Origin of the sequence: Melghirimyces algeriensis, from assembly GCF_900182565.1 — a bacterium.
Lineage (GTDB): Bacteria > Bacillota > Bacilli > Thermoactinomycetales > DSM-45169 > Melghirimyces > Melghirimyces algeriensis.
This window is the reverse complement of record NZ_FXTI01000009.1, coordinates 1-25738: the sequence shown is the minus strand read 5'-3', so window position 1 is coordinate 25738 and position 25738 is coordinate 1. Positions and strand designations below refer to the sequence as shown.

The 25738-nt window shown below is 44.3% G+C and carries 32 protein-coding genes and 1 pseudogene; 18 read left to right on the top strand and 15 right to left on the bottom strand.

Going from position 1 to position 25738, the window contains the following annotated elements; all coding sequences use genetic code 11:
• Positions 1 to 59 precede the first annotated feature (59 nt).
• Complete coding sequence (locus FN782_RS12660) at positions 60 to 281, bottom strand: NifU family protein (protein WP_142506178.1); 222 nt, start codon at positions 279 to 281, stop codon at positions 60 to 62.
• A 217-nt stretch (positions 282 to 498) separates the two neighbouring features.
• Here FN782_RS12660 and cysK point away from each other — a divergent pair, with 217 nt between their 5' ends.
• From cysK to FN782_RS12645, 3 genes are read left to right on the top strand one after another with little or no spacing between them, the layout of a single operon-like run.
• The gene (cysK, locus tag FN782_RS12655) at positions 499 to 1422 is read left to right on the top strand and encodes a cysteine synthase A (protein WP_142506177.1); all 924 of its coding nucleotides are present in this window, start codon (positions 499 to 501) and stop codon (positions 1420 to 1422) included.
• A gap of 3 nt (positions 1423 to 1425) precedes the next feature.
• Positions 1426 to 2559 (top strand): bifunctional cystathionine gamma-lyase/homocysteine desulfhydrase, encoded by a 1134-nt coding sequence (locus FN782_RS12650; protein WP_142506176.1) that lies wholly within the window; start codon positions 1426 to 1428, stop codon positions 2557 to 2559.
• A gap of 17 nt (positions 2560 to 2576) precedes the next feature.
• Complete coding sequence (locus FN782_RS12645; RefSeq protein ID WP_142506175.1) at positions 2577 to 2909, top strand: YuzD family protein; 333 nt, start codon at positions 2577 to 2579, stop codon at positions 2907 to 2909.
• Positions 2910 to 2950: 41 nt separating this feature from the next.
• Here FN782_RS12645 and FN782_RS12640 read toward each other — a convergent pair whose 3' ends face one another.
• Positions 2951 to 3562, bottom strand: coding sequence for a class D sortase (locus tag FN782_RS12640; RefSeq protein ID WP_142506174.1), 612 nt, complete (start codon positions 3560 to 3562; stop codon positions 2951 to 2953).
• Between the two features lie 213 nt (positions 3563 to 3775).
• Here FN782_RS12640 and FN782_RS12635 point away from each other — a divergent pair, with 213 nt between their 5' ends.
• From FN782_RS12635 to FN782_RS12615, 5 genes are all read left to right on the top strand, one after another.
• A complete protein-coding gene (locus FN782_RS12635; protein ID WP_185956279.1) occupies positions 3776 to 4036 on the top strand; it encodes a YuzB family protein in 261 nt (86 codons plus the stop codon).
• Between the two features lie 144 nt (positions 4037 to 4180).
• Positions 4181 to 4417 carry an aspartyl-phosphate phosphatase Spo0E family protein gene (locus FN782_RS12630; RefSeq protein ID WP_246064946.1) on the top strand — a complete coding sequence of 79 codons (237 nt, stop codon included), beginning with the start codon at positions 4181 to 4183 and terminating at the stop codon, positions 4415 to 4417.
• 52 nt (positions 4418 to 4469) lie between these two features.
• Positions 4470 to 4868, top strand: coding sequence for an iron-sulfur cluster insertion protein ErpA (erpA, locus tag FN782_RS12625; protein ID WP_142506172.1), 399 nt, complete (start codon positions 4470 to 4472; stop codon positions 4866 to 4868).
• A 110-nt stretch (positions 4869 to 4978) separates the two neighbouring features.
• Positions 4979 to 5182, top strand: coding sequence for a hypothetical protein (locus FN782_RS12620; RefSeq protein WP_142506171.1), 204 nt, complete (start codon positions 4979 to 4981; stop codon positions 5180 to 5182).
• 262 nt (positions 5183 to 5444) lie between these two features.
• Positions 5445 to 6032, top strand: coding sequence for a DUF2179 domain-containing protein (locus FN782_RS12615; RefSeq protein ID WP_142506170.1), 588 nt, complete (start codon positions 5445 to 5447; stop codon positions 6030 to 6032).
• 290 nt (positions 6033 to 6322) lie between these two features.
• On the opposite strand, the gene FN782_RS12605 is transcribed toward FN782_RS12615, so the two are convergent.
• Together FN782_RS12605 and FN782_RS12600 are read right to left on the bottom strand one after the other, a co-directional pair.
• Positions 6323 to 6523, bottom strand: coding sequence for a hypothetical protein (locus tag FN782_RS12605; protein ID WP_142506168.1), 201 nt, complete (start codon positions 6521 to 6523; stop codon positions 6323 to 6325).
• A 113-nt stretch (positions 6524 to 6636) separates the two neighbouring features.
• Positions 6637 to 7644, bottom strand: a complete 1008-nt coding sequence (locus FN782_RS12600; protein WP_142506167.1) for an NAD(P)/FAD-dependent oxidoreductase — start codon at positions 7642 to 7644, stop codon at positions 6637 to 6639.
• A 345-nt stretch (positions 7645 to 7989) separates the two neighbouring features.
• On the opposite strand from FN782_RS12600, the gene FN782_RS12595 reads away from it, so the two are divergent.
• The gene (locus FN782_RS12595) at positions 7990 to 9183 is read left to right on the top strand and encodes an NAD(P)/FAD-dependent oxidoreductase (protein WP_142506166.1); all 1194 of its coding nucleotides are present in this window, start codon (positions 7990 to 7992) and stop codon (positions 9181 to 9183) included.
• A 76-nt stretch (positions 9184 to 9259) separates the two neighbouring features.
• On the opposite strand, the gene FN782_RS12590 is transcribed toward FN782_RS12595, so the two are convergent.
• Entirely contained in the window at positions 9260 to 10033 is a 774-nt protein-coding gene (locus FN782_RS12590; protein ID WP_246064945.1) for a chlorite dismutase family protein, read from the bottom strand.
• A 204-nt stretch (positions 10034 to 10237) separates the two neighbouring features.
• Between FN782_RS12590 and FN782_RS12585 the strand changes: the two genes are divergently transcribed.
• Positions 10238 to 10498, top strand: coding sequence for a YuiB family protein (locus FN782_RS12585; RefSeq protein ID WP_246064944.1), 261 nt, complete (start codon positions 10238 to 10240; stop codon positions 10496 to 10498).
• A 60-nt stretch (positions 10499 to 10558) separates the two neighbouring features.
• Here the strand turns inward: FN782_RS12585 and FN782_RS12580 are convergent, their stop codons facing one another.
• Positions 10559 to 11365: an ABC transporter substrate-binding protein gene (locus FN782_RS12580; protein ID WP_142506165.1), complete on the bottom strand. Its 807-nt coding sequence runs from the start codon at positions 11363 to 11365 to the stop codon at positions 10559 to 10561.
• 58 nt (positions 11366 to 11423) lie between these two features.
• On the opposite strand from FN782_RS12580, the gene FN782_RS12575 reads away from it, so the two are divergent.
• The gene (locus FN782_RS12575) at positions 11424 to 11987 is read left to right on the top strand and encodes a GNAT family N-acetyltransferase (protein WP_142506164.1); all 564 of its coding nucleotides are present in this window, start codon (positions 11424 to 11426) and stop codon (positions 11985 to 11987) included.
• On the opposite strand, the gene FN782_RS12570 is transcribed toward FN782_RS12575, so the two are convergent.
• Positions 11984 to 12466, bottom strand: a complete 483-nt coding sequence (locus FN782_RS12570) for a divergent PAP2 family protein (protein WP_142506163.1) — start codon at positions 12464 to 12466, stop codon at positions 11984 to 11986. The two genes, FN782_RS12575 and FN782_RS12570, sit on opposite strands and share 4 nt — an antisense overlap.
• A 129-nt stretch (positions 12467 to 12595) precedes the next feature.
• Here FN782_RS12570 and FN782_RS16915 point away from each other — a divergent pair, with 129 nt between their 5' ends.
• On the top strand, positions 12596 to 12763 hold the full coding sequence (locus FN782_RS16915; RefSeq protein ID WP_185956278.1) for a hypothetical protein: 168 nt from the start codon (positions 12596 to 12598) through the stop codon (positions 12761 to 12763).
• Positions 12764 to 12966: 203 nt separating this feature from the next.
• Here the strand turns inward: FN782_RS16915 and FN782_RS12565 are convergent, their stop codons facing one another.
• Entirely contained in the window at positions 12967 to 13650 is a 684-nt protein-coding gene (locus tag FN782_RS12565; RefSeq protein ID WP_142506162.1) for a protein kinase domain-containing protein, read from the bottom strand.
• A gap of 163 nt (positions 13651 to 13813) precedes the next feature.
• Between FN782_RS12565 and FN782_RS12560 the strand changes: the two genes are divergently transcribed.
• Entirely contained in the window at positions 13814 to 14716 is a 903-nt protein-coding gene (locus tag FN782_RS12560; protein ID WP_142506161.1) for a hypothetical protein, read from the top strand.
• Between the two features lie 31 nt (positions 14717 to 14747).
• Entirely contained in the window at positions 14748 to 15449 is a 702-nt protein-coding gene (locus FN782_RS12555) for a glycoside hydrolase family 25 protein (RefSeq protein WP_142506160.1), read from the top strand.
• Positions 15450 to 15553: 104 nt separating this feature from the next.
• Here the strand turns inward: FN782_RS12555 and FN782_RS12550 are convergent, their stop codons facing one another.
• Entirely contained in the window at positions 15554 to 17623 is a 2070-nt protein-coding gene (locus FN782_RS12550; protein WP_142506159.1) for a molybdopterin-containing oxidoreductase family protein, read from the bottom strand.
• Between the two features lie 261 nt (positions 17624 to 17884).
• Complete coding sequence (locus tag FN782_RS12545; protein ID WP_142506158.1) at positions 17885 to 18694, bottom strand: squalene/phytoene synthase family protein; 810 nt, start codon at positions 18692 to 18694, stop codon at positions 17885 to 17887.
• Between the two features lie 577 nt (positions 18695 to 19271).
• Here FN782_RS12545 and FN782_RS12540 point away from each other — a divergent pair.
• A complete protein-coding gene (locus FN782_RS12540; protein WP_342778394.1) occupies positions 19272 to 19742 on the top strand; it encodes a GNAT family N-acetyltransferase in 471 nt (156 codons plus the stop codon).
• 57 nt (positions 19743 to 19799) lie between these two features.
• Here FN782_RS12540 and FN782_RS12535 read toward each other — a convergent pair whose 3' ends face one another.
• Positions 19800 to 20396: an LOG family protein gene (locus FN782_RS12535; RefSeq protein ID WP_142506156.1), complete on the bottom strand. Its 597-nt coding sequence runs from the start codon at positions 20394 to 20396 to the stop codon at positions 19800 to 19802.
• 402 nt (positions 20397 to 20798) lie between these two features.
• The gene (locus FN782_RS12530; protein WP_342778399.1) at positions 20799 to 21017 is read right to left on the bottom strand and encodes a DUF3951 domain-containing protein; all 219 of its coding nucleotides are present in this window, start codon (positions 21015 to 21017) and stop codon (positions 20799 to 20801) included.
• 293 nt (positions 21018 to 21310) lie between these two features.
• Between FN782_RS12530 and FN782_RS12525 the strand changes: the two genes are divergently transcribed.
• Together FN782_RS12525 and FN782_RS16910 are read left to right on the top strand one after the other, a co-directional pair.
• On the top strand, positions 21311 to 22636 hold the full coding sequence (locus tag FN782_RS12525; protein WP_185956276.1) for a helix-turn-helix domain-containing protein: 1326 nt from the start codon (positions 21311 to 21313) through the stop codon (positions 22634 to 22636).
• Positions 22623 to 22760, top strand: coding sequence for a hypothetical protein (locus FN782_RS16910; protein WP_185956275.1), 138 nt, complete (start codon positions 22623 to 22625; stop codon positions 22758 to 22760). Before FN782_RS12525 ends, FN782_RS16910 begins: the two co-directional genes overlap by 14 nt.
• 134 nt (positions 22761 to 22894) lie before the next feature.
• Here the strand turns inward: FN782_RS16910 and FN782_RS17520 are convergent, their stop codons facing one another.
• Positions 22895 to 23131 (bottom strand): GNAT family N-acetyltransferase, encoded by a 237-nt coding sequence (locus FN782_RS17520; protein WP_425462714.1) that lies wholly within the window; start codon positions 23129 to 23131, stop codon positions 22895 to 22897.
• Between the two features lie 28 nt (positions 23132 to 23159).
• A complete protein-coding gene (locus FN782_RS12515; protein ID WP_142506154.1) occupies positions 23160 to 23369 on the bottom strand; it encodes a hypothetical protein in 210 nt (69 codons plus the stop codon).
• A 420-nt stretch (positions 23370 to 23789) separates the two neighbouring features.
• On the opposite strand from FN782_RS12515, the pseudogene FN782_RS12510 reads away from it, so the two are divergent.
• Positions 23790 to 25142: pseudogene (locus FN782_RS12510) on the top strand (alpha-amylase family glycosyl hydrolase); the annotation flags it as partial.
• 272 nt (positions 25143 to 25414) lie between these two features.
• Here the strand turns inward: FN782_RS12510 and FN782_RS12505 are convergent.
• Positions 25415 to 25738 (bottom strand): RNA-guided endonuclease TnpB family protein (locus FN782_RS12505; RefSeq protein WP_142506152.1); only part of this gene is annotated, 324 nt, incomplete at its 5' end.

Sequence of the window (25738 nt, the reverse complement as noted above, 5' to 3'; positions counted from 1 at the left end):
TAAAGTGTTTCCCGTGAAAAAAACCGTCAGGGCTACAGTCTGACGGTTTAGGGAAACAATTACAATACTTGTTCGACTTCGGTCACTCCCGGAACTTCTTCAACCAGTGCACGCTCAATTCCGGCTTTCAGAGTGATCGTAGAGCTGGGGCAGCTACCGCAGGCTCCGAGAAGGCGGACTTTGACAACCCCGTCTTCCACATCGACAAATTCCACATCGCCACCGTCCCGTTGGATAAACGGGCGAAGCTTATCCAAAACTTCCTGGATTTGTTCTTTCATGTTTATAATCTCCTTTCAGTGAGGTAGCTTTTCAAGGGATCCATTCTCTATCGCTTATTTTATAAGCTTTTTGTATAAGGATCAATAAGGGATGGTTTGGGAGTTCCTATTATTGTATACAAAAAAACAGAATTTGTCTTATATGGACAGTTTCCGTTTGGATGTTATGTTTATGTCACGGGGAAAGAAATGATATGATAAAGAGAGAGGGATTTATGTGAAAAATGTTTATGAAGATATAAAGGATGTTATCGGCTGGACACCCATGGTTCGGATAAAGCATTTTCCTTTGCCGGAAGGGGTTCAGATTTATGCAAAGCTGGAATATCTCAATCCAGGTGGCAGTGTAAAGGATCGTTTAGGTTTGGCTTTAATCCGGGCCGGGGAGGAAAGCGGCCAGCTGAAGCCGGGAGGCACCATTGTTGAACCTACGGCCGGGAATACCGGAATCGGTCTTGCGATGGCAGCGGTGGGGACAAGTTACCGGGTCATCTTTGTTGTACCGGAAAGGTTTGCTCAGGAAAAACAAATCCTAATGCGCGCGTTGGGAGCAGAGGTAGTGAATACTCCCACCGAAGAGGGGATACGAGGAGCCATCGCCAAAGCAAAAGAGCTTGCTGAGCAAACGGGGGCTTGGTGTCCACAACAATTTGGCAATCCGGCCAATCCTAAGATCCATTATGAGACAACCGGTCCGGAGATATGGGAACAAATGGATGGGAAAGTGGATGTTTTTGTAGCTGGTGCCGGTTCGGGTGGTACTTTTATGGGATGTGCCCGTTATTTAAAAGAACAAAATCCACAGGTTCGGACTGTAATTGTGGAGCCACAAGGCTCAATTCTTGGCGGAGGGGAACCGGGTCCCCACAAAACAGAAGGAATCGGAATGGAGTTCCTTCCAGATTACATGGAACCTTCGTTTTTTGATGGTATTCATACGGTGCAGGATGAAGATGCATTTCGGATGGTAAAGGAGCTTTCCAAACAGGAAGGAATGCTGGTGGCCAGTTCTTCCGGTGCGGCCTTTTATGCCGCTTTGAAAGAGGCGGAGCAGGCTCAGTCTGGCACCCGGATTGTGGTTATATTTCCGGACAGCAGTGAGCGATATCTCAGCCAGAATATTTATGGAGAAGGAGAGTAAACCATGCGCATTGATACAAAATTGATTCACGGCGGTGTCTTTGGTGATGAACGAACCGGCGCGGTCAGTGTGCCCATTTATCAGGTTTCCACCTATAAACAGGATGCAATCGGGAAACACCGAGGTTATGAATATTCACGAACGGGTAACCCGACACGGGAAGCATTGGAGAAATTGATTGTTGATCTGGAAAATGGGGTTCGGGGATTGGCCTTTTCTTCCGGAATGGCTGCCATTTCTTCCGTTCTGTCTCTGTTTGATCAAGGGGATCACCTGGTGGTGGGAGATGATATTTACGGAGGAACATACCGGGTGATGAGCGGAGTGTTCAACCGGATGGGACTTGACTTTTCCTATGTGGATACCAGCCGTCCGGAGGATGTGGTGGAAGCGATTCGTCCGGAAACAAAGGCTGTCTATATGGAAACGCCCAGCAATCCTCTTTTAAAAGTGACTGATATTCGAAAGCTGGTGGAAATCTGCCGGGATCGTGGGTTACTCCTGATTGTGGATAACACGTTTCTTACACCTTACTGGCAAAATCCGTTGGATCTCGGTGCGGATATTGTGGTGCACAGTGCCACGAAATACCTGGGTGGGCACAGTGATGTGGTGGCCGGATTGATCGCAGTGAAGGATGAATCATTGGGAGAACGGCTTCATTATCTGCAAAATTCCATTGGCGGTGTGTTACCACCCCATGATTCATGGTTGCTAATCCGAGGAATAAAAACACTGGGTCTTCGCATGCGGCAACACGAATCCAGTACAAGAAAGCTGGTCGAGTGGTTGCAGTCCCGATCGGATATTCAGGGAATTTATTATCCAGGATTAAAGGAACACCCTGGTTTTGGAGTGGCTGCTAGTCAAGCCCGTGGTTTTGGAGGAATGTTTTCGTTTGATGTGGGAAGTGGAGAACGGGCAGAAAAGGTGCTTTCCCGGACAAAGCTCTTCACGTTGGCGGAAAGTCTGGGAGCAGTGGAAAGCCTGATTTCCGTTCCTGCTCGAATGACGCATGCTTCCATTCCGCCGGAACGTCGACAGGAACTTGGGATTACAGATGGTTTGATCCGGGTATCTGTCGGTGTGGAAGATGTACAGGATTTACTGGAGGATTTGGAACAAGCGCTTAGGTGATAACAGGAGGTGGCATGATGACGACTGATCATGTGGAGTTGCTCGTCTATGGTGCAGAGGAGTTGTGTCCCAGCTGTGTGAACTTCCCCTCAGCCCAGGAGACAGCTTCCTGGTTGGAGGCTGCGTTGGAAAGGACATACGGGGATCAGATCTCTGTTCGTTATGTGGATATCCATCAGCCCTTGGGCGATGAAGAGAAGGCATTTTCTCAACGCGTCATTGATGAGGAGCTTTGGTATCCTGTGGTCGTGATTGACGGGGAGATTGTGGGGGAAGGAAATCCTCGTTTAAAGGATATTAAGAAAAAATTGGAATCGATGGGGTTGTATGCAGTAGAGACAAATCAATAATTGTGTAAGATGAAAGACCCATAGGTGTACATGGGTCTTTTTTATTTTTCTCCTTGTTTACTTTCAATCAGTTCTCCACGGATAATATATCGCTGGGGAGCACTTCCCACCAGATTGAAGGGGTAGCAGGTGATCAGGGATAGATTTGGTTTTTCATGAGGAACAATAACGCTACGGTCATCTTTATCGACAATAAAGGTTTTTCGAATCTGGTATGTATAGGTATATCCATTTATCTTTATATACAGTTTATCCCCTTTTTTCAGTTCTCCTGCCTGACGAAAAGTGGTTTCGCGGTGACCGGCCAGAACAGAATGACCTGTTTCTCCGGGAAGTACGGTTCCATGGCCGATATAATGTCCCACTCCCTTGGCAAGTTCTTTGTCTCCTGTTCCGTAGATGATAGGAAGAATCGCACCGATTCGGGGTATGACCAGCTCTCCAATTTTGTCTCCTTTTTTGGGTTGAAACGTTTTATCTGTTCCTTTTTCCAAGGAAGGTTTTTTCTTTCGGTCATCCCAGTCTTTCGAGATGGACTCGGACTTTTTGGGATCGTAAACAGCAACGTTGACTTGATCCCACCATTGATAGCCGCTATAGACTGCCAGGGAAAGACCTAAAATAATAAGGGATACAGCAATTCCCCGAATCATGATATTGGAAAATCACCCCTTCGCAAATCCTGAATACTGGAGTCGACATTTTTTACAAGCGTATCGTATCATCTTCATTCCTGGGATACAATCAGCCGGATGGAGTAGTCTTCCAATAAATTGCGGTGGCGGGGACTGTTTCTGTCAGAGGGCTTTCCGGGTTACAATATAGATTAATATTTGATGAGGGATGAAAAAAGTGAGGGCTGTTTTATGCGACCGATGGTTGAAATCTGTATCAATCAGCTGACACCGGAGCTGGAAGAGATGATTGAAGAGTTGGAGAATGATTCAGAGGTGGATGTGTTGGAATCGCCCTGTTTGGGAAATTGTGAGGTGTGTGCGCAGACACCTTACGCAATGGTAGATGGTGAGATCATTACTGGAAAAGATGGAGAAGAGCTTTTGAAGAAGATTCGACAGGCGATTAAGGAACAGGAAAAAAAACTGGATGATCTTTTGGATCTGCTCTAGATAAATGGTAGCCTTTGTAATATATGAAAAAACAGGGTATAATAACCGGAAACGGATGTTCTTCTTTTTACGACCCTTTTCTCTGGACATGCCTTGAAATACTTCTATCAGAGTAAAGGAGGAGAGAGAAGGGAGTTTTCAGGTTTGTACAAATATCAACTGGAAGAAGAGATGGAGCGATTAAGGGCGTTTATGTACACGAAAGCCTCACAACTGGGTTTGAATCACCCAACAGTCATTCAGATCAGTCAACGATTGGACGAGCTTCACAATCAGTGGAATCGTGAACAAGGACTTCATTCCAAAAAAAAAGATCAACAGATATATTTCATACAGCGGTATTCTTCAAACATTCGGGAAGCTGTACTCCATCGCGCTTAGAGTTCTATCGTAATGCCGGGGTGACTTTGGTTGCTTCTTCATATGCTGTATAATGGGAAGTAACCTGTATCAGGAGAATAAGGAGGAGTTTCGTGTGATCGAACTATCCGATCGAGCGGGTCACAAGATTAAAGAGATGCTGCAAGAGGAAGAAAATCCAGAAAAGCAGTATCTTCGAGTTGGTGTTCAAGGCGGAGGATGCAGTGGGTTTACCTACAGTCTCGGCTTTGATGAGAACAAGACCGATAACGATCATGAAGTGAACAACCATGGGATACGCATATTGGTGGATAAGGATAGTGCGGATCTGATCAATGGTTTGCAGATTGACTATAAAGAGTCCATGATGGGTGGAGGGTTTATCCTTCACAACCCCAATGCTGTAGCCACGTGTGGTTGTGGAACCTCTTTCCGAACGGCAACAAAAGAAGGAACTCCAGAGAAGTGCTGATATAACGGTTTTCAAACAGGTGCCTCCGACCGTGAACAGGTCTGGAGGTTTATTTTTTTATGGAATGGAGAAGGAGAAAATGGCGAAAACTATGTTTGGAGGTGTTATCCGTGTCGAATGAAAAGTCCAAAGTAGATGTTCAAGCTGAAAAGAAGGATCGTACGGACGAGGGAAGAGACAGCTATTGGATGGATGTGGATCGTATGATTAACGAAGGACTTGGTGGCGGAAATGTAGGTCAATGGTCAGGTCTGATTGAAGAGAGCCGTCCGCTGGAACAAGAAGAACCTCCCCAGCGTACAAATGATCTATAAAACCCGGTAATGGGGTTTAGGTTCATGACAAAATGGGGGAAGTCCGCATCTCTTTCCTCTACCAAGGTAGTGGAATGAGTCCGCTTTACCCCCTCTGGTCCGGCTAAACGGTTGGGATCTCCGGAGGTTCCGCTGGGTTGTCGGAAAAGGATGTCTCCACCGGAAATCTCCCTCTTTTTTCATTTTGTCTTTGTCAGCAGTCCAAAGCCCGTTATCGGGCTTTTTTATTCCGCTCCCTTTTCAGGTAAAGCGGTATTGATGTATGATTTGTAAAGGATTGGCTCGCAAAGGTTCATTACCTGTTGTGGATGAACTGCACCGTTGGGGGGAACAGACCTTGTTTGGAGTTTTGCTGTTCATTTTTTTTGTGCAGATCGCTTACGTAACTCTGTCCACCGTTCGGCTGATTATGATGATGAAAGGCAATGCGCGCCTCGCTGCGCTAATCAGCTTTTGTGAAGTTTTCATTTATATGCTGGGGTTGGCTACTGTTCTGGAACATATTGATGCTTGGTACAATTTGGTGATTTATTGCTTGGGATTTGCTCTTGGTGTCTATACCGGCTCCATTGTTGAGGAAAAAATGGCGATGGGATATGTAACGGTTCAGGTGATCACCCGCAAAGAAGATTCAAATATGCCGGAGGAGCTTCGTAACGCCGGATTTGGAGTGACGTCCTGGTTGGGAGAAGGATTGACCGGAGAGCGTTTGGTATTGATGGTGTTAACCAGGCGCAAAAAACAGAAAGAACTGATGAGACGTGTAAAGGAAATGGACCCACAGGCTTTTCTGGTATCCTATGAACCGAAAACATTTCACGGTGGCTTCTGGGTTCGGCGTGCACAATAGAGGTATCCGTTTCATGGTGTACTTATGTCTCCAAGGGAAATTTCTTCTACCATCCATATATTGGAATAATTGCATTGAGGACAATAAAGATGGTGGGGACATCGGTGGGTTTGCAAATCCTTTAGTCCATCACTTTTTTTCATGTCTTCGATGGGGCGATAAGGACTATAATCTGCTAATAAATCAAAGAATCGTCCATTATCTACCATATACTCATTGCAGTGGGGACAAGCAATTTCCAAGACATCAAATCCATTGCATACTGGACAACCGATCGATGCTTGCATCGGTCAGCGCCCACTCTGTCGAAGATTGGGGATAATCAAATAAGCCAGAAGGATGACAAAGGCGAGGACAGCACCAACCGTGCCGTAAAAGGACTCGGTTCCTTGTCCCCTGGTACCATAATAAATCAATAACGGAATAATCAATGTCGAGAGTACCATAAACAGGTGATAAGATCCAGCGATGAAACGGCGCGTCTTGTTCATATGTTCTCTGTCTCCTTTTCAGAAACGGTTGTTGACCTTTAACCGTAGTCTGTCACCGGAATGATCAAACATACATCGAACAACAAAACCGCCTCTCGAAGAGGCGGTTTTGTTCAAAGCTTCATATGGGAACTGTGTCCGGGTTGCAATCGTGCTTTAGGGTCCATAAACTGTTTGGCGTTGTTGACAGCTGTCGGTGCTTCACCAAAACCTACTGCGATCAGTTTGACTTTACCTGGATAGGTTGTCACATCGCCGGCGGCATAAATACCTGGGATATTGGTTTCCATGCGGGAGTTGACGACAATGGAACCTTTTTCAATCTCCAATCCCCACTCTTTGATCGGGCCCAACGAGGAGACAAAACCAAAACTGACAATAACTGCATCCACATCCAGCTCCTCAACCTGCTCCTTCTTTTTGTCGGCGATGACGACCCTTTCGATTTGATTTTCTCCATGAAGGGAAACAATTTCTCGTGGGGTGAGAACCTTGACACTGGATTGTTTCATTTTTTCCACACTGGTTTCATGGGCCCGGAAACGATCCCTGCGATGGATCAGAGTAACTTGTTCTGCAATGGGTTCCAGCATATTGGCCCAATCTACAGCAGAGTCTCCGCCGCCGGAAATTAAAACCCTTTTCCCTTTAAACTGCTCTAGGTCTTTTACAAAGTAGTGAAGATTGGTCTTTTCATACTGTTCCGCATTTGGAACCTTCAGTTTTCGTGGTTCAAACGCTCCCACACCTGCTGTGATAATAATGGTCTTACTGAGATGGACCGTTTGATCGGTGGTAATTTCAAAAATTTCATCGGAATTCTTTTCCACATGAAGTACTTTTTCATTCATGCAAAACAGGGGGTCAAATAACTTGCATTGTTCCAGAAGGTTATCGATGAGCTGTTGCGCACCTATTTTAGGAAATCCAGCCACATCATAAATATCCTTTTCCGGATACAAAGCGGAAAGCTGTCCCCCCATTTGAGGCAGACTTTCAATCACTTTAACGGATGCATTGCGCATACCGGCATAAAAGGCAGCAAAAAGCCCAGTGGGTCCGCCCCCGATAATGGTGATATCCATGATTTCAGGGTCACGTTGCAGATTGTTCGTTGTCATTGGCGCACCTCCATAGCGGAATAAATGATGGAATGCAGAAATGATGGAGTTTTCCAGTGGAATCTGTTGTATTCTATCATGAATCCGGACAGGAGACCATTGAATGGAAAAAAAATCAAATGAAGTAAACCAAGGGTTTTCAATTTCCGTTCATTTTGGTATATACACATGCATTGTGACGAATTTCACCAAGTATTTACCGGGATAATCAGAAGCACACTGGACAGAATGTCAGGCAGGAACCCCTTGTCAAACGAGAGAGAAACTTTTATCATGGTTTATAGTGTCTAATAGTACTTCTTATCTATGTGATTTTTTTAACATAATATAAATGGATGTGGTATAATGGCTCTTCCTAAAATTGTTGTTTTAGGTGCAGGTTATGGCGGTTTAATGACAACGGTGAGGCTCCAAAAAGAGCTCAACCATCATGAAGCGGAGGTAACATTGGTCAATTTAAATCCTTATCATTATGTTACCACCAAACTTCATGAACCGGCAGCTGGTACATTGCCGCCGGATTATGCACGGGTGGACATCGCTTCTGTTCTGAAGCAAGACAAGGTCCAATTTATTCAGGACCGAGTAACTAAGGTGGACCCGGAAAACAAGGAAGTTTCTCTTGCTGAAGGAGAACCCTTGAAGTACGACTACCTTGTTTTCGGATTGGGAAGTGCTCCGGAAACCTTTGGAATCAAAGGGTTATTGGAGAATGCTTTCTTTATTCGAAATCTCAACGGGGTGCGTTTCATTCGGGAACATATGGAGTATATGTTTGCCAAGTATAACGCGCTGGAAGAAAAGCGGGATGACTTATTAACCATTGTTGTAGGTGGTGCCGGGTTTACCGGAATTGAATATGTAGGTGAGTTGGTGGACCGAATCCCTGAGCTCTGCCAGGAGTTTGATATTCCTCGTGAAAAGGTTCGCCTGATTAATGTGGAAGCTGCCCCGACGGTGCTGCCTGGTTTTGATCAGGAATTGGTGGACTATGCGGTTGAGTATTTAAAAGAACGGGGGGTTGAATTTTATATTAACACCCCAATTGAAGAATGCACTGATGACGGAGTGGTGTTGAAAGGTGGCGAGAAGATTGATGCTGCCACTGTGGTATGGACCGGTGGTGTCCGAGGCAATCCCTTGTTGGAGGAAGCTGGCATTGAAACGGCCCGCGGTCGGGTGAAAGTGGATGAATATCTGCGGGTTCCTGGATATGAAGACTTTTTTGTCGTGGGTGACAGTTCACTGATCTTTAATGACGAAGGTCGTCCCTATCCTCCAACCGCTCAGATGGCTACCCAACAAGGTCAACATCTGTCCAAGAATCTGGTTTCCCTTCTCCGCGGAGGAAGCATCGAACCCTATAAGTTTGAGTCAAAGGGGACATTGGCATCGTTGGGTCGTGGTTCAGCAATTGGAATCGCTTTTGGAAAAAAGGTGGTTGGAAGCAAAGCATCCTTCTTGAAGCGGGTAAATGATTGGCGTTGGTATTATATGATCGGTGGTCTTTCCCTCATGTTTAAAAAAGCAAAACTGTAACTCCTGATTAAAAAACCCTGTCTGTTACGTGGACAGGGTTTTTTAATAAAAAACACCCGGCGGTGGCCGGATGTTTTTATAGGGTGTTCAGTGCATCCATCACTTGGGAATGGTGGATGCATGTAAACATGGGAACATCTCTGAGTGTATATCGGCTGGCCTCCGATTCCCGAAGTTCCTGAACCAATAAGGAGAAATCCGTAATCTCATCGGTTTCAAAGGCAACAACAAACTCATGATCATCAATTCCAAAACTATACGTTGTGTTTAGTTTTACGGATGGATATTTACTTCCCACTTGGATGTGCTCGTCCATCATTCCCTGACGGGTGGGATAGGACAATTGGTACCAATCACGGGTTTTAATAAAGGGATAGACAAACAGGTACTTCTTCATTCCAGGAATAATGTAGACTCTGGGATTCTGGTGTTCCGGGTCCATTTTATCCACATACATGCTCCGTTTGGTAAAGGAGAGATACGAATAAGTGATTTCCAGATATTTTCCCAGGCCTGTATGAAGTAGTTTGGTCATCATTTCCTGGAATACTTCCACCTTTTTGGAAATCCTCCACAGCATAAAATCCGCATCAGAACGAATTCCTACCATGGAATAAGAATTGACCATCATCCCTTGTTCCCGGTATTCTTCCACTACAGAAGCAAATTCCTGCTTGCCTGTTTCCTGCTCTTCACGGCTGAGACGTCGCCATGCCGGGTCAACTTTGAAAAATACGAAATTGACAAATTGGGTTGGCATCTTTTTCTTCTGTTGACCGTGATCTGTACTTTCACCTGCGGGTTTACCGGGACGACCCATCGGAGGGCGACCTCCAGATTGTGGACGCATGTTATGTACCCCCTCTTGTTTACAACATCACAACTCATTGTATCGAAAGGAATGGGCTCTCGCAAACGATGACCAAGGATTGTCGGCAGAATGCCACAAGTTGTTCATTTCTTCACACGTCGCCTGATGAGGGGAAACTGTGTTACAATATCCTGAGAAATAATGCCTTGGTTGTATGGCGGTTGAGGATGGAGGCAATTTTCAATGAATATGGGTCTGGTTCAATATGTGATCGGGGTTCCGTTGTTTGCCTTTTTGGCTTTTGGGATCTCGTTTATCCTGAATATGATTTTAAAAACCACATGGTTGCCTTTGATATTGTATCTGGGACTTCTCGGTTACTGTTTTTATTCTTTTGATATGAAGAGTGGAGATTATCTCATGCTGTCTGTGGGAATGATTGGAATCATCGGTGGTGCCTGGACGATTCGATTTATGCGGAAAAAAGGATATCGCATGTTTTAATGATGAAGGCGAAAAAGGGGATTTTGCAAGCTATAAGCATTGCAAAATCCCCTTTTTTCGTTAGATGGGTTGCTCTGGATTTGGGGGCTGAAATCGGTCCGGATACAGCACATGAGCGAGATGTTCCACCCCTGTAAGAATGCGAGGGGAGGGGCGACAGTACCATCCTTCTTCCAAAATATGAACGCGGTGCTCTTCAGCAAAAGGGAGACCTTGCCAGGGTGGGCGACCGGTTATTTTTTCCTTGCGGATCTTTTCCTTTGGTACCCCAGTCCATACAATCAGGGTAAGATCCGGATGTCGGTCTGCCACCGATTTCCAGTCGGTTTTGACGGTCTGCCCTTTCTCATCTCCAAATATATTTTTCCCACCTACGATCTGGCTTAAATCTGTAAGCCAGTTTTCTCTTCCAGGGGTAAATACGGGCTTGGGCCACCACTCCCAGTAAAGCCGGGGAGCAGCTGAATGATGGGGGACATTTTTGTGAATCGATTCCAATTTTTCTTTAAATTGATCGGCCATTTGTCGCCCTCGCTGTTCGATCCCGGCGAACTGGGCCACTTTAATGAAATCGGACGGGATGTCTTCCAGTCGGCCCGCCTCAAGAACGATAAAAGGGATCCCTGTTTTTTCGAGGGCTTCAATGTTTTTTTCCATTCCGGGAACACTAAGAGAGGCCAATACCCAGTCAGGTTGAAGGGCTTTCAGTTTATCCATGTCAATTTTTAAGTCGGGACCAAGCCGTGGAAGGTGATCGAGAGCAGGCGGCCAATCGGAGTAATTATCCACACCGACGATCTGATTGCCCAAGCCCAGTGACCAAAGGATTTCCGTGTTGCTTGGGCAGATGGAAGCAATTCGTTGCATCGGTTGCACCCCTTTGTATCACAAGTTTTTTCGATCCGCGTGAAAGGAGTCTCAATCTATGGTTGTTGACTTAAAACAAATGGCAAGTAAGCATCTGGAGAAAAATAACTATCGGGTAAAAGGGCATCAAGTGATCATCCGTCAAGCTGTACCGGAGGATGCGGAGGAGCTAAGAAAACGTTTTGCCCGCGTGGTACAGGAAGAAGTCTATCTGGACGAAACTCCGGATGACCTTCCAGATATCCGTGAAAAACGAAGAGAGATTAAAGAGATTCGAGATTCTGAGGGCATGTATGCGGTTGTAAAAGTGGATGGCAAGATTGCAGGTTCAGCTCAGTTAAAGCGGGGTTCTAAGGGAATCAGCCACCACACAGCCCAGTTTCGAACGTGGTTAACTCCTGGTTATCGGGGGATGGGACTGGGTAAAAAGTTAATGGAGTATACCATCAACTGGGCGAAAAAACACGGTATTGAGAAGATTAATCTGGACGTTTGGGATACAAATGATCGAGCGATCCGCTTGTATCGCAAATACGGCTTTCGGGTGGAAGGTTGCCGTCGCCGTCAGGCGATCTTTGATGGAAAGTATGTGGATGAAGTGTTTATGGCCCGTTTTCTTTAAGTCCAAAGGAAGTACAAAATGAGGGCAATACCAATTCCATACCAAGCTCCCACAAACACCTCAATTGGCTGGTGTCCCAATATTTCCTTTAACTTCACTCCGGTTTCACGGGGTGATTTTTGTTTAATATGTCGAAGCTCCTCCAATACTTGAGCAAAGTCCTCAGCGAGTTGGTTCAGGATCTGTGCATGCATACCCGCTTGCCGGCGAACGCCCGTTGCATCATACATCACAATAATCGCCAGTATGGTGGTGATGGCGAACAGGGAAGATCCCCACCCTTCCCATATGCCGACAGCTGTTGCAAGAGAGGTGACGGCTGCGGTATGGCTGCTTGGCATCCCGCCGGCGTTTAGGAACCATTTCGGATTCCATTGACGAGTAACGGTGTAATTCCAAGCAATTTTTAGCATTTGAGCGGAGACAATTGCCGTCAATGCAGCCCAGAGTGGATAGTTGTCCAATATGTTGGAATACATTACTTGAGTGCCGTCCTTTCAAATAAACCTTCAACCCGGAAAAAACCTTGGGTCAACTCTTCCCAGGGTCTTTATTGTATCATAAAACCACTTTCCGATTTGGAGATAAAAATCAAGATCCATGATCCAATGTCACGAACAATGAAGGATTTGTTTTTCCATTATTCCACAAGTGGGATGTATGGATTTACTTGTGAATGGACGATTCCCATATTGAGAATCGAAGAAACCTCTCCTGAACCCTATCAATCGATTGAATCATCCATGGCCAAGGCAGAAGGCTTCTTGAAAAAGTGAAAAAAACGGATGCTGGGTCGGTCACTCCAGCTTTGGAAGCGTTGTATGAAGCGGTGGAAACCTATGAAGCTACAGACATACTATCCCTTTCCAATGCTCCTGATCTTAGGGCTTTTCGGAATGTATCCCACACTCAAAGGATAGGATCAAACCCTTAACGACCATAAAAAACGCCCGGCTTGATGGCTGGGCGTTTTTTGCAATTAGGTGGAGAAAAGCTTTCGAATCTTTTTGTACGTTTTCCGGTATTTGCGCCGGGATGAGGAGTAAGAACGTGATGAGTAGGAGTAGCTTCGGGAATAGGAACTGGATGATTTATAACGACGATGACGACGACGTTTTCGTCTTTTGGAAGAAGAGTAACTGAATAGGCAGTATTTCAGATCTTCAAGGTCTTCCGTAAGGCGATCATGGAAGACTTTTTTCTGGTCTGTTGAATGGAACCGACCGACATCCACAATTTTGATATGATTATTCTGATCGATCATAATATTGTTTAAATGAAGGTCTTTAGCGATGATTCCCTGACGATAGCAGTGTTCCACACAGTCTTCAATCTGAGTATAGTATGAATCCCTAACATTCTCCCCGCTCTTCATCACCTGAGCCATGGTAAATCCATTGACTTTATCCATAACCATAAACTGATCTTCATAATGGTACAGCGTTGGAAAAGACGGATGGCTCTGTAACTGATTCAGTATCCAATGATCCTGACGTTCACTGCTATCTTCCTTAAATACTTTCACAGCGAACCTTTCAAATTCGTAGACTTTACCACTCAGCCCTTCACCAAGCAAAGGATAATGATCCTGAATCTGACCGGATGCGATCATGGAAGAAATATGATCGATGGCTTCTTGAGGGACGGAATGAAATGGTTCCACATGGACGCCTCCTTCGGTGTGCTGTTATATTAATTCTACTATTAGATAAGAATTCCTGTTTATCTTCCATTTATTTTGTGTGAATTTCTACCATTATTTCTTTTTATATGATAAGATAAGATTTGTTTTCTTAAAAGAAAGGTTGATTTCAGGAGGGGAAAGAATGCCTTCATATTTTTCATTGTTAAGGCAACACGGTTTAAAAATGGGTTTTGCCAATTTTCTTGGTTATTTAGCAGGATACAGTGCTTTTTACCTTTCAATGATTATCCTGGTGCTTCCCATTATACTGATGGCTGGTGGCCTAGGGATCGCTGAAGAGTCCTTCAGCTCAGAAATGATGGATGAAATCATAGCTGGGTTAAGCATGTTTGGCTTTATCGTTGTCGTTCTTTTATATTTGGGACTTGTTGTTTTCTCGGTTGCCGTTTCCTGCTTTTTAAACGGTGGAATCTATGGAATGGGAGCTCAGATTCTCCGGGAAAGAGTCGCCAAAATCGGGACGTACTTTTCCCAGGGTTTGCGTTTTATGTGGAGGCTGACTGGCCAATATTTATTGATGATGTTCATCTTGCTTCCATTATATATTCCTGTGGTTGGAATCATTATATTGGAAGAAATGTTCGGAGAAAGTCCCGTTTTAATGATATCTGCTATTTTTTTTATGTTCATCTTGTTTATTTTTGCCAGTCTATTCTATTTGATTGCTCCTGCTATTTTAGTTCATGATGATTTGCGGGTTTGGGAGTCCATCAAACGTACCTTTCATGTTGTCTTTCGCCATTTTGGTCACAGTTTGCTTTCTGTGTTGCTGGCAGGGGTTATTTTTATTGGGCTCAATTTTGTGTATTTAGCGTTTAGTGGGGTGATCATCCTTATTATCGCTGTACTGAAGCTTTTCCTTTCTCAAAACGTGATATTTATCATTATGGTGCTGGTTGGAATTCCATTGGCATTGGTGTTTATTGTTTTCGTCCTGCCTCTCTCTGTGGCGGCTGCCCAATTTCTGGTGCAGTATCGGTATGAAAAGCGGATTCGTTTTAAATATCTGCCACAAGAAGCTTAGGGTTTATTTTAAAAGATAAGTGAGGCATTTTATGAAACGAAAGATTCTGATCATCAGTATCATTTTGTGCGCTCTTTTGATTATCGGTGTTTTGGAGTATAAAGGGATCATCTGGCATAACGATTTGTTCTCTATGCACTATGAAGTCAAGGGGCTGGATGTGTCCCATCATCAGGGAACGATTGATTGGGAGATAGTTCAAAAGGAAAATGAATTTCAGTTTGTCTTTATGAAAGCAACAGAAGGTCATGACTTTATCGATCACCAGTTTCAAACCAATTGGAAAGAAGCGCGGAAGAATGGGATGTTAACCGGTGCCTATCACTTCTTTTCCATGCGAAGTTCAGGCAAAAAGCAGGCTGAAAACTTTATTCAAACGGTACCCAAGGAACCGGACAGTCTGCCCCCTGTGATTGATTTGGAAATCCACCTGAATCATGACAAGGAAGATGTTAGACGGCAGTTAAAAGAAATGGCGACGGAAATGGAAAAACACTATGGAAAAAAGCCGATCTTATATGTAACCTATGATACCTATCATACCTATGTGGAAGGATTCTTTAAAGATTATGATCTCTGGATTCGGGATGTTGTCAAGTTTCCCACTTTGGGAGACCGTCCATGGATCTTTTGGCAATACAGCAACCGGGGAAGAGTGGACGGCATTGATACTTATGTGGATATCAATGTATTCCACGGAGATCTGGAACAGTTCAATAAATCCTTCCGTTGACTCTTCGTGTTATGGATAGATCAATCAGATCGAAGGCGATCAAAAAACCGCTCACCGTTATGATGATAGGTGGAGCGGTTTTTGTGCAACAATAGTATGTTTTTCTATGGGGACGTCTTTTTTTCCACTGTGACAGCAGTGGAAAAAAAGACGGCACCTCCTCCCATATCTGCCTCCCGATCCGGTGTCAGTCGGTTAATACCCCCTTTTCTTGCTGGATGCGCATCATGCCACCACAAACCGGGTGCAACAACTACACCAGGGAGGACATCTTCAGTAACTTTGACGGTGAGCAGGCAGCTTCCTCGGTGGTTCTTGACACATGCGATGTCACCGGCGTTCAGTCCGATGTTTTGAGCATCTGTAGGGTGAACCTCCAACTCCGGTTTTCGTTCCATCTTGCGAAGATTAGAGATATTGCCCATGCTAGAATTGATAAATTGGTGGTTGGGAGGAGAGATCAACATAAATGGATACGCTTCCTGGTAAGCACCTGTTCCATCCCGTCCTTCTTTTACAGGTGCATATGATGGAAGCGGGTCCATCCCTCTGCTTTTCATGGTATTGCTAAAGAGATTGATTTTACCTTCCGGTTTCGATAAGTGATCCGGATAGATGGGAGCTTTTTTGTGATCCAGTTTTACAATGCCCTCTTTTTGCAACTGTTCATAGGAAAGTTCTTTCATATAGGGATTGTCCGGATTGTCCAGGATCTGACGAATCATCTCTTCCGGCTCATCTTGAAAACAAGATTCTGTAAATCCCATCTTGTTAGCCAATGTTTGAAAGAGGTAGTGGTTGGACCAAGCCTCTCCCTGAGGTGGAATAACAGGACGGGATAATTGAACATACAGGTGCCAATAGGACTTGTAAACATCCAAATTTTCAAAATGGCTGGTTGCAGGGAGGATCAGGTCTGCATACTTGGCTGTATCTGTAACAAACAAATCGTGAACGATAGTGAACAGGTCTTCTCGAAGAAGTCCACGAATGACCTTCTCTTGATCAGGAGCGACAACGGCCGGATTGGAGCTATATACAAACAAGCATTTCACAGGTGGCTCGGCAGTAAGCAGAACGCTACCCAAATGATTCATATTGATGCTGCGTACCTCAGGGTTCGGTAACAGGTCGGGTCGTTCCAGCCTTTCTTTGTTTACGGAGAAAAAACCGTTTCCTTTTAAAGCTCCGCCACCTGGATATTTCCACTGTCCTGTCAGTGCCGGAAGGCATGCGATGGTGCGGATGGTCATTCCCCCGTTGTCGTGATGTTGAAGGCCATTTCCAATCCGGATCAAGGAGGGGGATGTCTTGGCATACTCATAGGCCAGTCTCTGGATGGTATCTGCCGGGACTCCGGTGATTCGGGCTACAGCATCCGGTGGATACTCCTTGACACGTTCCTGGAATGCTTTCCAGCCTGTGGTGAACGTTTGGATGAAGTCATCATTCGTAAGTCCTTCATTGATAATTATATTCATGATTCCTAAGGCGAGAGCAGCATCTGTTCCAGGATAGAGTTGCACAAATTCATCCGCCCATCGGGCAGTTCGAGTACGCCGGATATCGATAGTGACAATTTTGGCCCCCCGCTGACGCGCTTTTTTCAGAAATATCATCTGGTGCATATTGGTGCTGACAAAATCTCCACCCCATAAGATGATATAGCGACTGTGGACTGTATCTTCGGGATCAACAGTTCCTGGTACACCCATGGTATACTGAAATCCCTCACTGCCTGCAGTATTACAGATGGTTCGCTTTAATCGACTGGCACCCAGTCGATGAAAAAAACGTCGGTCCATTCCTCCGTTACTGACCAGACCCATATTTCCATAAAAACTGTAAGGCAGAATCGATTCCGCTCCGTAGTCCCGAATGGTTTCCTTAAAACGGGTGACGATTTCATTTAAAGCCTCTTCCCAGGAAATGCGTTCAAAGACTCCTTCTCCTTTAGGCCCAACCCGTTTCATCGGGTAAAGGAGTCGATCTGGATGGTAGACCCGATTGGGGAAGTGGCGTACTTTATGACAGATGGTACCTTGGGTGATCGGGTGATCCGGATCTCCGTCCACTTTGCTAATTCGTCCTTCCTTCAGAGTAACCTGTAAACCACAGGTGTCCGGGCAATCCAAGGGGCAGACAGAACGAGCGATTTGTTTATCCGTTGACATACCATCACCTCAGTTTCTTTTCGTGGCTATTACGGGGTTTGGCTACAAAGTGTGGGGAGCCAATTTCCGTTCCCCGCACCTTTTGCTCCGGCAGATTCTTCAATATCCCAAGCGCTTTCTTTGGGTCCACAGCTACTCTCGATTGATCAAAAAAGGATAAAAACGATTTTTGTGTATCTTATCACTTTTGGGCTCACTTTTGGGTAAAACATTCAACAAAAAGAGACCGTCCAATCATTGGACGGTCTAGCATGTTTCTAGTTACTCTCCAATGGCCTTTTTAACCAAGTCCTTTACATCATCCCGGCTCAGTTTTTCCTCACCCGCTTCCAAAGCCTGAAGTGTACCATGGGCGAGCACCAACGGGATTTTGCAGAAATCCAGTACGGGAAGGGACTGAATATTTTCCGTGTAAGTATCCGCCAACGCAAGATTGCGTCGGGCATATGTAAACATTTCTGACAGGTTCCAACCCTCAGGGAAATAATCGACGCCACGGGAGAGATCTTCCTCCCGGTTGCGAATAATATTCACCGCCTGTAGTCCTCGACCATAGGCAACAGCCAACTCTTGATCCAATTGGGTTCCATCATACCAGTTCCAGAGATCGTTGAGCAATACACCAACCAAACCGGCTACATAATAGGTATAATCATCCAAATCCTCTTTGGTTTGGATATTCCACCCCTTGGAAACCCATTCAGCCATGCCTTTGGCCATGGTTGCTGTGGAATGGTAAATATCTGATTGAATGGAGGAAGGAACCAACTTTGCCCATTCATCCATACGTAGAGTAACCTCTGGCAAGTCGGACTGATAGGGTTCAACAATCGCCTTTAAATCAGCGTCACGGAAAGGTCCCTTTAAGGTTGTACTGATTGAACACAATAGGTTTATTTTTGTTTCAGCCGGGAGTTGAGGATGATCCTCGATTTCGTCTATTGCCCTCATACAGAGATATGAGGATGCAACGGCTTCTTTTAAACCGGAAGGCAGACGACTGATCGGAATGAAGAACGTCCGACTGGTTTCGCGCAATACATCCATCGCATCCTGATGTAGTTCACTCATTGGGACTGGCCTCCATTTTTAGCTTTATTATTCTACACATGTGTGCATATTAGACAGGAATTTCAAAACCTATATAAGAAATAACCCGCGCCTAGCAAAGGATCGCGGGTTGTTTTCAAGAATCTCTTTGCTCATCAGCATCACCAAAAGCAACGACACACCTTGCTATCCTGTATTCTCAGGATACTACAGATATACATACTTCGTCTAGTTGTTTGTAGTGGATGGGTCAAGAGGGATTGCCGGTTTTAAAAATCTGTCATGAAAAGATGATTGCGGCCATGAGACTCAAACCAAGTTGGCCGGGAAAAGGAGCAAAATAAGTCAAAATGGATGCTGATTTACTTGCTATAATTCTCATAGAAAGGAAGAAAGGAAATGAATGAGGAACATTGAGCCCGTATTCAAGAAAGCTTGACTTATATTGAAAGCAATCTAATGGAAAATATCCGATTAAGAGAGATAGCTGATTATATGATTTTTTGAAATGGACTAAGGATGTCAGACGGGTAGAACCTTTTCTAGACAAGTGATATGGTATATATTACTCCAGTAGAGAGAGTGAGGTAAATCACCGTTGGTTGACATCTGTTTTTATCAACCTGAACATCAAGATATTTTGAACCAATTTCAACTTTCTGAAAATCAATTGCCTTTTACGGAATTGCCTAGGCAGGCCCTGATGAAATGTCATCAGGATTCCGAGCGTTATCCAATCGTGATTCTCCATAAGAATGAACCTGTTGGTTTTTTTGTATTGCATATGGGCAATGGCATTCGGGGGTATACAGACAATGCACGAGCAGTGTTGATTCGCGCATTATCCATCACCCGGCATGCCCAGGGAAAAGGATTTGCCTTGCAGGCGATGAAGAGTTTGCCGACATTTGTTCGAAAGCATTTTCCAACGGTGAATGAAATGGTTTTGGCGGTGAATGAAGACAATGTTGCGGCCGAACAGTTATATCGAAAAGTTGGATTTCTGGATAGCGGTCTTAAGCGGGAAGGGCCGATCGGAGCGCAATCTGTATTCTATCTTCCATTATAGGGGATTTATAAGAACAAAAGCCAATTCCTCCAAAGGGATTGGCTTTTTTAGGCATCATCACTTCTCCTTGGTTAGGGGTTGAGGATCTTTCGCCCATTTGACCAGATTAGGTGCTTGGTAGTGTGAAAAACGATCCAACAGGGATTGGGGATCGGATTCGGAAATCACCATGGATTGGTATGCTTTCTTCATAAAGCCTTCTGTTGTCATATGTGTAAGCAGATCTAGAAGTGGAGTATAGTAATCATGAATGTTCAGTAACCCGCAGGGCTTTTGGTGATAACCCAGTTGAGCCCAGGTAAACACTTCAAAGAACTCCTCCAATGTCCCACTGCCTCCAGGCATGGCGATAAACCCATCGGAGAGCTCAGACATTTTGGCCTTTCGTTCGTGCATGGAGTTTACAATATAAAGATCGGTTAACGAAGCGTGCGCAATCTCTTTATCAACCAGCGATTGGGGAATGACACCAATCACCTTTCCTCCGTTTTCAAGGACACTGTCGGCGACTGCCCCCATCAGTCCCACGCTCGCACCACCATAGACCAAGGTGAGCTCCCGCTCCGCCAAAGCCTCCCCAAGCTTTTTTGCCCCTTCCAGATAGGCTGGATTGGAACCGGAACTGGACCCACAAAAGACAGCAATCGTTTTCATCTTTATCACTCCAACCTCCAGAATCACCTTTACATGATCGCATCCCTATAAGTATAACAGATCCGTGTCGGGAATGACCCGATCACTTTTAAAAGAGAAGAGGATTTCTGAGATAAGATGAAAGTATACCGTTTTCAAGTATTGCATTATGAAACTTACTGACAGAATCTTGATTGAAATAGGGAGGGAATATCCTTATTTTAATCGATGATTAGAGGATATAGTGAAAGAGTCAGAGTCCAGAATCGTAAAGAGAAGATTGAAAGCTATTGAGGCAAGTTGTACATTTTGATATGGGGAAATAAGGATTATATGTGTGGAAAAACAAAAAGGCGGGGGGTTGATGAAAAAAGATCATCCATCAAAATCGAGTCCGAACGCTTACAGAGATTTTATGGGCATCTACGAAGTTGAGGCTTCCATCGTTTGGGGGGCCGGTTGCACATTTGGCTTAATTATCTGTTCTCCATGATCCCTTGATGGTAAGAAGGGAAAAGAGTTAGTCATGATGTTTTTTTCTTCTTTTTCCTCTTTTTCTTCATGAAACTCCACACTTGTCTGACCAGCGATTTTGTCAAAAGGGGTATAAAGAACATCCACATTCTGTTTTTGAACAAACAGCCTGTATGAAATGACCTACGTTTGACACGAAGAGGCTTCCGGTAAATAGAATCGCAAGAATGCTGAAAGTAAACATAAAGATATCCTCCAGTAACATTTTTTTATTTTATTTGCTTAAATGGTATATTTAAACACTAAACTGTCAATTAAATGGATTTAACTCTATATAGATAGATTTTTCTTATTCATAGGTAAAAAAACAAAGTTAAAATAGTATGAAAGTTGGTGTTTCCACATGGAGTTATTTCATATAAAATAAAGTTTAACCACCGAAATTGAAGGAGTGTTTAACTGTGGAAGCCTTAAAAATAAAAGATATCGGTGAAGCGATTCGCAGGGTGAGAAAAACAAAAGGTCTTCGATTGGAAGATCTGGCGGATGACGGAATCTCTACCGCTACAATCAGTAATATTGAGCGGGGAGTTGCTCACGCTCATACTTCCAAGGTCTACTACCTCATGGAAAAGCTAGGTTTAAGTATGGAACAAATTCCGGAGATTTTGATGGGTCAGGAAGAAGAGTTGAAGGAGTTGAAATTTCGCTTAACTTCCATTGAGGCGATGATTGACCTTGAGAAACCAAGAGATGCTGTGAGTCAATTAAATCAGATAGATCTTGAGGATCATCATCCCTATGCTGCACTCGTCCAATATATCCGAGGCAAGGCATTTAGAGTGATGAAAAAATGGAAACGTGCCGAAAAAAGCTTTTCTTCTGCCATCGTTTTAAGTAAACAGAATAACGACAAGGAAAATATGGAAGCGGTTTCCTTTCTAGAATTAAGTCTGTGTTGTTATCTTCAGAATAATATGGATAAGGCTTTGGACTTTGCGAACAGTGGGTTAAAAGCCTTTGACCAAGAGGGTGAACGCAGGTATGTCAAATATGCATTGTTAAGAAACAAAATTATATTCCTTGAACGTTTGGGAAGGGTTGTGGAAGGATTAAAAGTCATCCAAGATGTCTGGGATCAGATTGATGAGATCAAAGATATGGAAACGGTTTTAACATTATATTCAACACGGGTGGATCTCCTTCGAAAAACGGGAATGATGGATGAAGCGATCCATTACGCAGAAGAGGGTTTGGAATTGGCCAGGATCAATAAGCACTACTCCTGCATGTTTGACATGTGGACAATCCTCGGAAGTGTGTATACTTCCAAAGGTCGATGGGAAAGAGCGGAACAGTGTTTTCATACGGCGTTGGCTTCTAAGCATTTGATTCAAAATGGAATGGTTTTGACAGATGCTTATGTTTGGCTGGGAATACTGAACGTGCAGCAGAAAAAATGGGATCAGGCAAAAGAATCGCTTCAACAAGCGATTGCCAATGCGGAAAAACACGATGATGCTCCCAAATTGATCTATGCACTACGGGTCATGGGGGACTTCTGGAAAGAGCAGGACAATAAACAAGAAGCGATTCCGTATTATGAACGCGCTCTTCAAATTGCACAAAAGTTTCATTATAAACCGGCAGAAAAGAAACTCCATTTTCGCCTTTCCCAGTGTTATAAAGACCGGGATCAGAAGGAATTCGAACGTTCCCTGTTGAAAATGTATGAGACACAAATGGAACTAAAACGAGGGGCAGGTGATATTCTTGAAGAAGAGTAAATGGTTCGCCGCCGTTATGGTTATTGCCGTGGCTTTTGGCTCTTTTGCATTTGTTGGTGGGTTGAAAGATGGAAAAACTGCCAACGAATATCTGCAACTTCGTTCGCAACCCAGAGGTGGTTGAGAAGGAGCGGAATAGTGGGGGAGAGCTGTGGCTCCCCCCACTTCATTTTGCTAGCCTTGGAATCCATCCAAGGCTTTTTATGAATCTTAAAATATGGCGTCGATATTTATAAAGGGTAGGAAAATCTGGATCATCTAACCCAACCATTTGGACATATAGATGTTTGTTGCTTGATAGTTCAGCTTTTGATATAGATGGATCGCCCGTTTATTATGAGCAAATACATGAAGGGATATTTTTTTCACTCCATGTTTGCCTACATGCTCCTCTAACGCTTGCAGTGCGTTTTGACCCCATCCTCTTCCCTGAGCATCTTCAAAAATGAGAAAATCATAGATAAACGCTTCCTTATGGGGATGTTTATTGACCAGCTTGTACCATATCCATCCAATCTTCTCCTCATGAACGGTATAGGATCGAGAACAGTTGATGTTCTTGGGTATTCAAGCCTTCCGGTAACAATGTATCAAATGTACCTTTCGCTTTGCCAAGCGCTTCTTCTTCGCTCCAGATTCCTGAGTTGATCTTTTCTCTGGCAAACGCTTGGGAAGAGTGTTCAATAAATACAGAAAAATCCTCAGAGGTCATTGGGCTGAAAGAAACAGACATATTTTCATTCTCCTTCATTTGTTCAGCTAATGGGGGGTTCATTGTTTAAGAGCTGTATTGACGATGAAAAGAACATTGCCTTTAAAATCTGCCAGTGACTTCATTGTTGTGGCTTTAAAGTCAAAAACGGTTGTCAATAAACCTTCCCTTCGATCATTGTAAACGATTCGTTGAAGTGATCACAGGGTGTATGCTCTCCTATTGCGTAGAAGATTCCATCTTTTTTTCTGTACGGCCAAAAAGCAGCATAAATATATCAGAATATTAAGTCATAAGCCGTTATATAATGATGCAAACGGTTTCCTAAAAAGGGAGGAGAATATGGTGAAATATTTAAGGAGTCAAGTACTTTTATGGTTGTTGGTGAGTGTACTAAGCGTTTCTTTTTCAGGACCATCAGTGCAAGCGTTTTCAAATGATGAATGGGAAACAAGGAGCATTTATTTCATTATGACAGACCGTTTTTCAAATGGAGACCCATCCAACGATGACTTTGGTGGCTTCCCATCGGACAAAAATGACCCACGGAAATATCACGGAGGAGATTTTCAGGGGATTATCAATCGGTTGGATTACATTAAAAACCTTGGATTTAGCGCCATTTGGATTACCCCGGTCACCATGCAAAGGAGTGACGAAGCGTATCATGGTTACTGGACCTATGATTTTTACAGTGTGGATGGACATCTGGGAGATATGAACAAATTGAAAGAGCTGGTGAACACAGCCCACTCCAAAGGGATCGCTGTCATGTTGGACGTGGTAGCCAACCACACCGGTGACTTTTTACCCAATAATGGAATGGCCGCTGCTCCCTTTAACCAGTATGATTGGTACCATCATAACGGGGACGTTCAGGATTGGAATGATCAATGGTGGCTGGAAAACGGAGATATTTTTGGACTGGATGACTTAAATCATGAAAATCCTGCTGTTCAGGAGGAGTTGAAAAATTGGATCCAATGGTTGGTTCAAACCACAGGGGTGGACGGACTCCGGGTAGATACGGTGAAACACGTGCCCAAATGGTTCTGGGATGATTTTAATGTGGCGGCTGACACGTTTACCTTGGGAGAGGTTTATCACGGAGATCCCGCCTACGTGGGACCCTATACTCATCACTTGGACGGTGTCCTCGATTATCCAATGTACTATACCATCCGGGATGTTTTTGGACAGAACCAGTCGATGTACCACATTCGCGATCGGTTTAACCAGGATCGCCATTACCGGAACAAGCACCTGAACGGGGTTTTTATTGATAACCATGACGTTCCCCGGTTTTTGCATGAGGCCTCAGGGAAATCTGGTGACCAATCGGGTAAGGAGTTACAGTTGAAAGCTGCTTTAGGGTTTCAGTTTACCATTCGTGGGATTCCGGTGTTGTATCAGGGAACGGAACAGGGGTTCAATGGAGGTCACGATCCATATAACCGTGAAGATATGGTGTTTAACCCTGACCACGAGTTGTACGGTTATATCGCCAAACTGAACCATATTCGCAACAACCACCCGGCTCTGAAGAATGGAAGCCAGCAGGAGAAATGGGTGGACGACGGGTTTTATGCTTTTCAGCGTTCCAAGAACGGAGATGAAGTGGTCGTCCTGATTAACAACACCTGGTCCAATCAGACACGAACCATTCCCAATCTAGACAATCTTCCTGACGAAACCAAGCTTTACAACCGGATGGGGTCTGATCACGTGATCGTGAGAAACGGCGGTATCAAGGCTACATTGAAGGCGAAGGAGGTAAAAATCTATACGAAATAACAGACGACTGATCCTTATATACGACGGAGTTGGTTTCGTTAATCCAACAGTTCTTTAATAAATTGCTTGTGATCGTTGATGACCCGTTTAGTAACAAAAAAGTGAGAGGTATCTTCATATTGTGTTTCAGAGATGGGGGATGTATCAAAGGTGTATATTTTAGCATCAGGATAGGTAAGCACAATTGGAGAATGAGTAGCATTGACACTCCCCATGCCTGAAGGCAGGGGATTCTTGGGAGCTCCCGTCTACTGATAGGATCATATCCAAGCTTAAACGGTCTGCCCGACCGCAAGTACTCGAAGTCCTTCTTGCAAGATGTTTTTGGATGCATTGATGTCTCGGTCATGGTGAGAGCCGCATGTAGGGCATGTCCATGCCCGAAGGTGGAGGTTCTTTACATCCTTGTTTCGGTAGCCACAGGAAGAGCAAAGCTGACTAGAAGGGAACTGTTTCCCCACTTTCACCACGTTTCTTCCATGCCAGGCTGCCTTGTAGGTAAGCATAGCGACAAACTCCGACCACGAGGCATCCGTGATCGATTTGGCTAACTTGCGGTTTTTCACCATATGCTTTACTTGGAGGTCTTCGATACA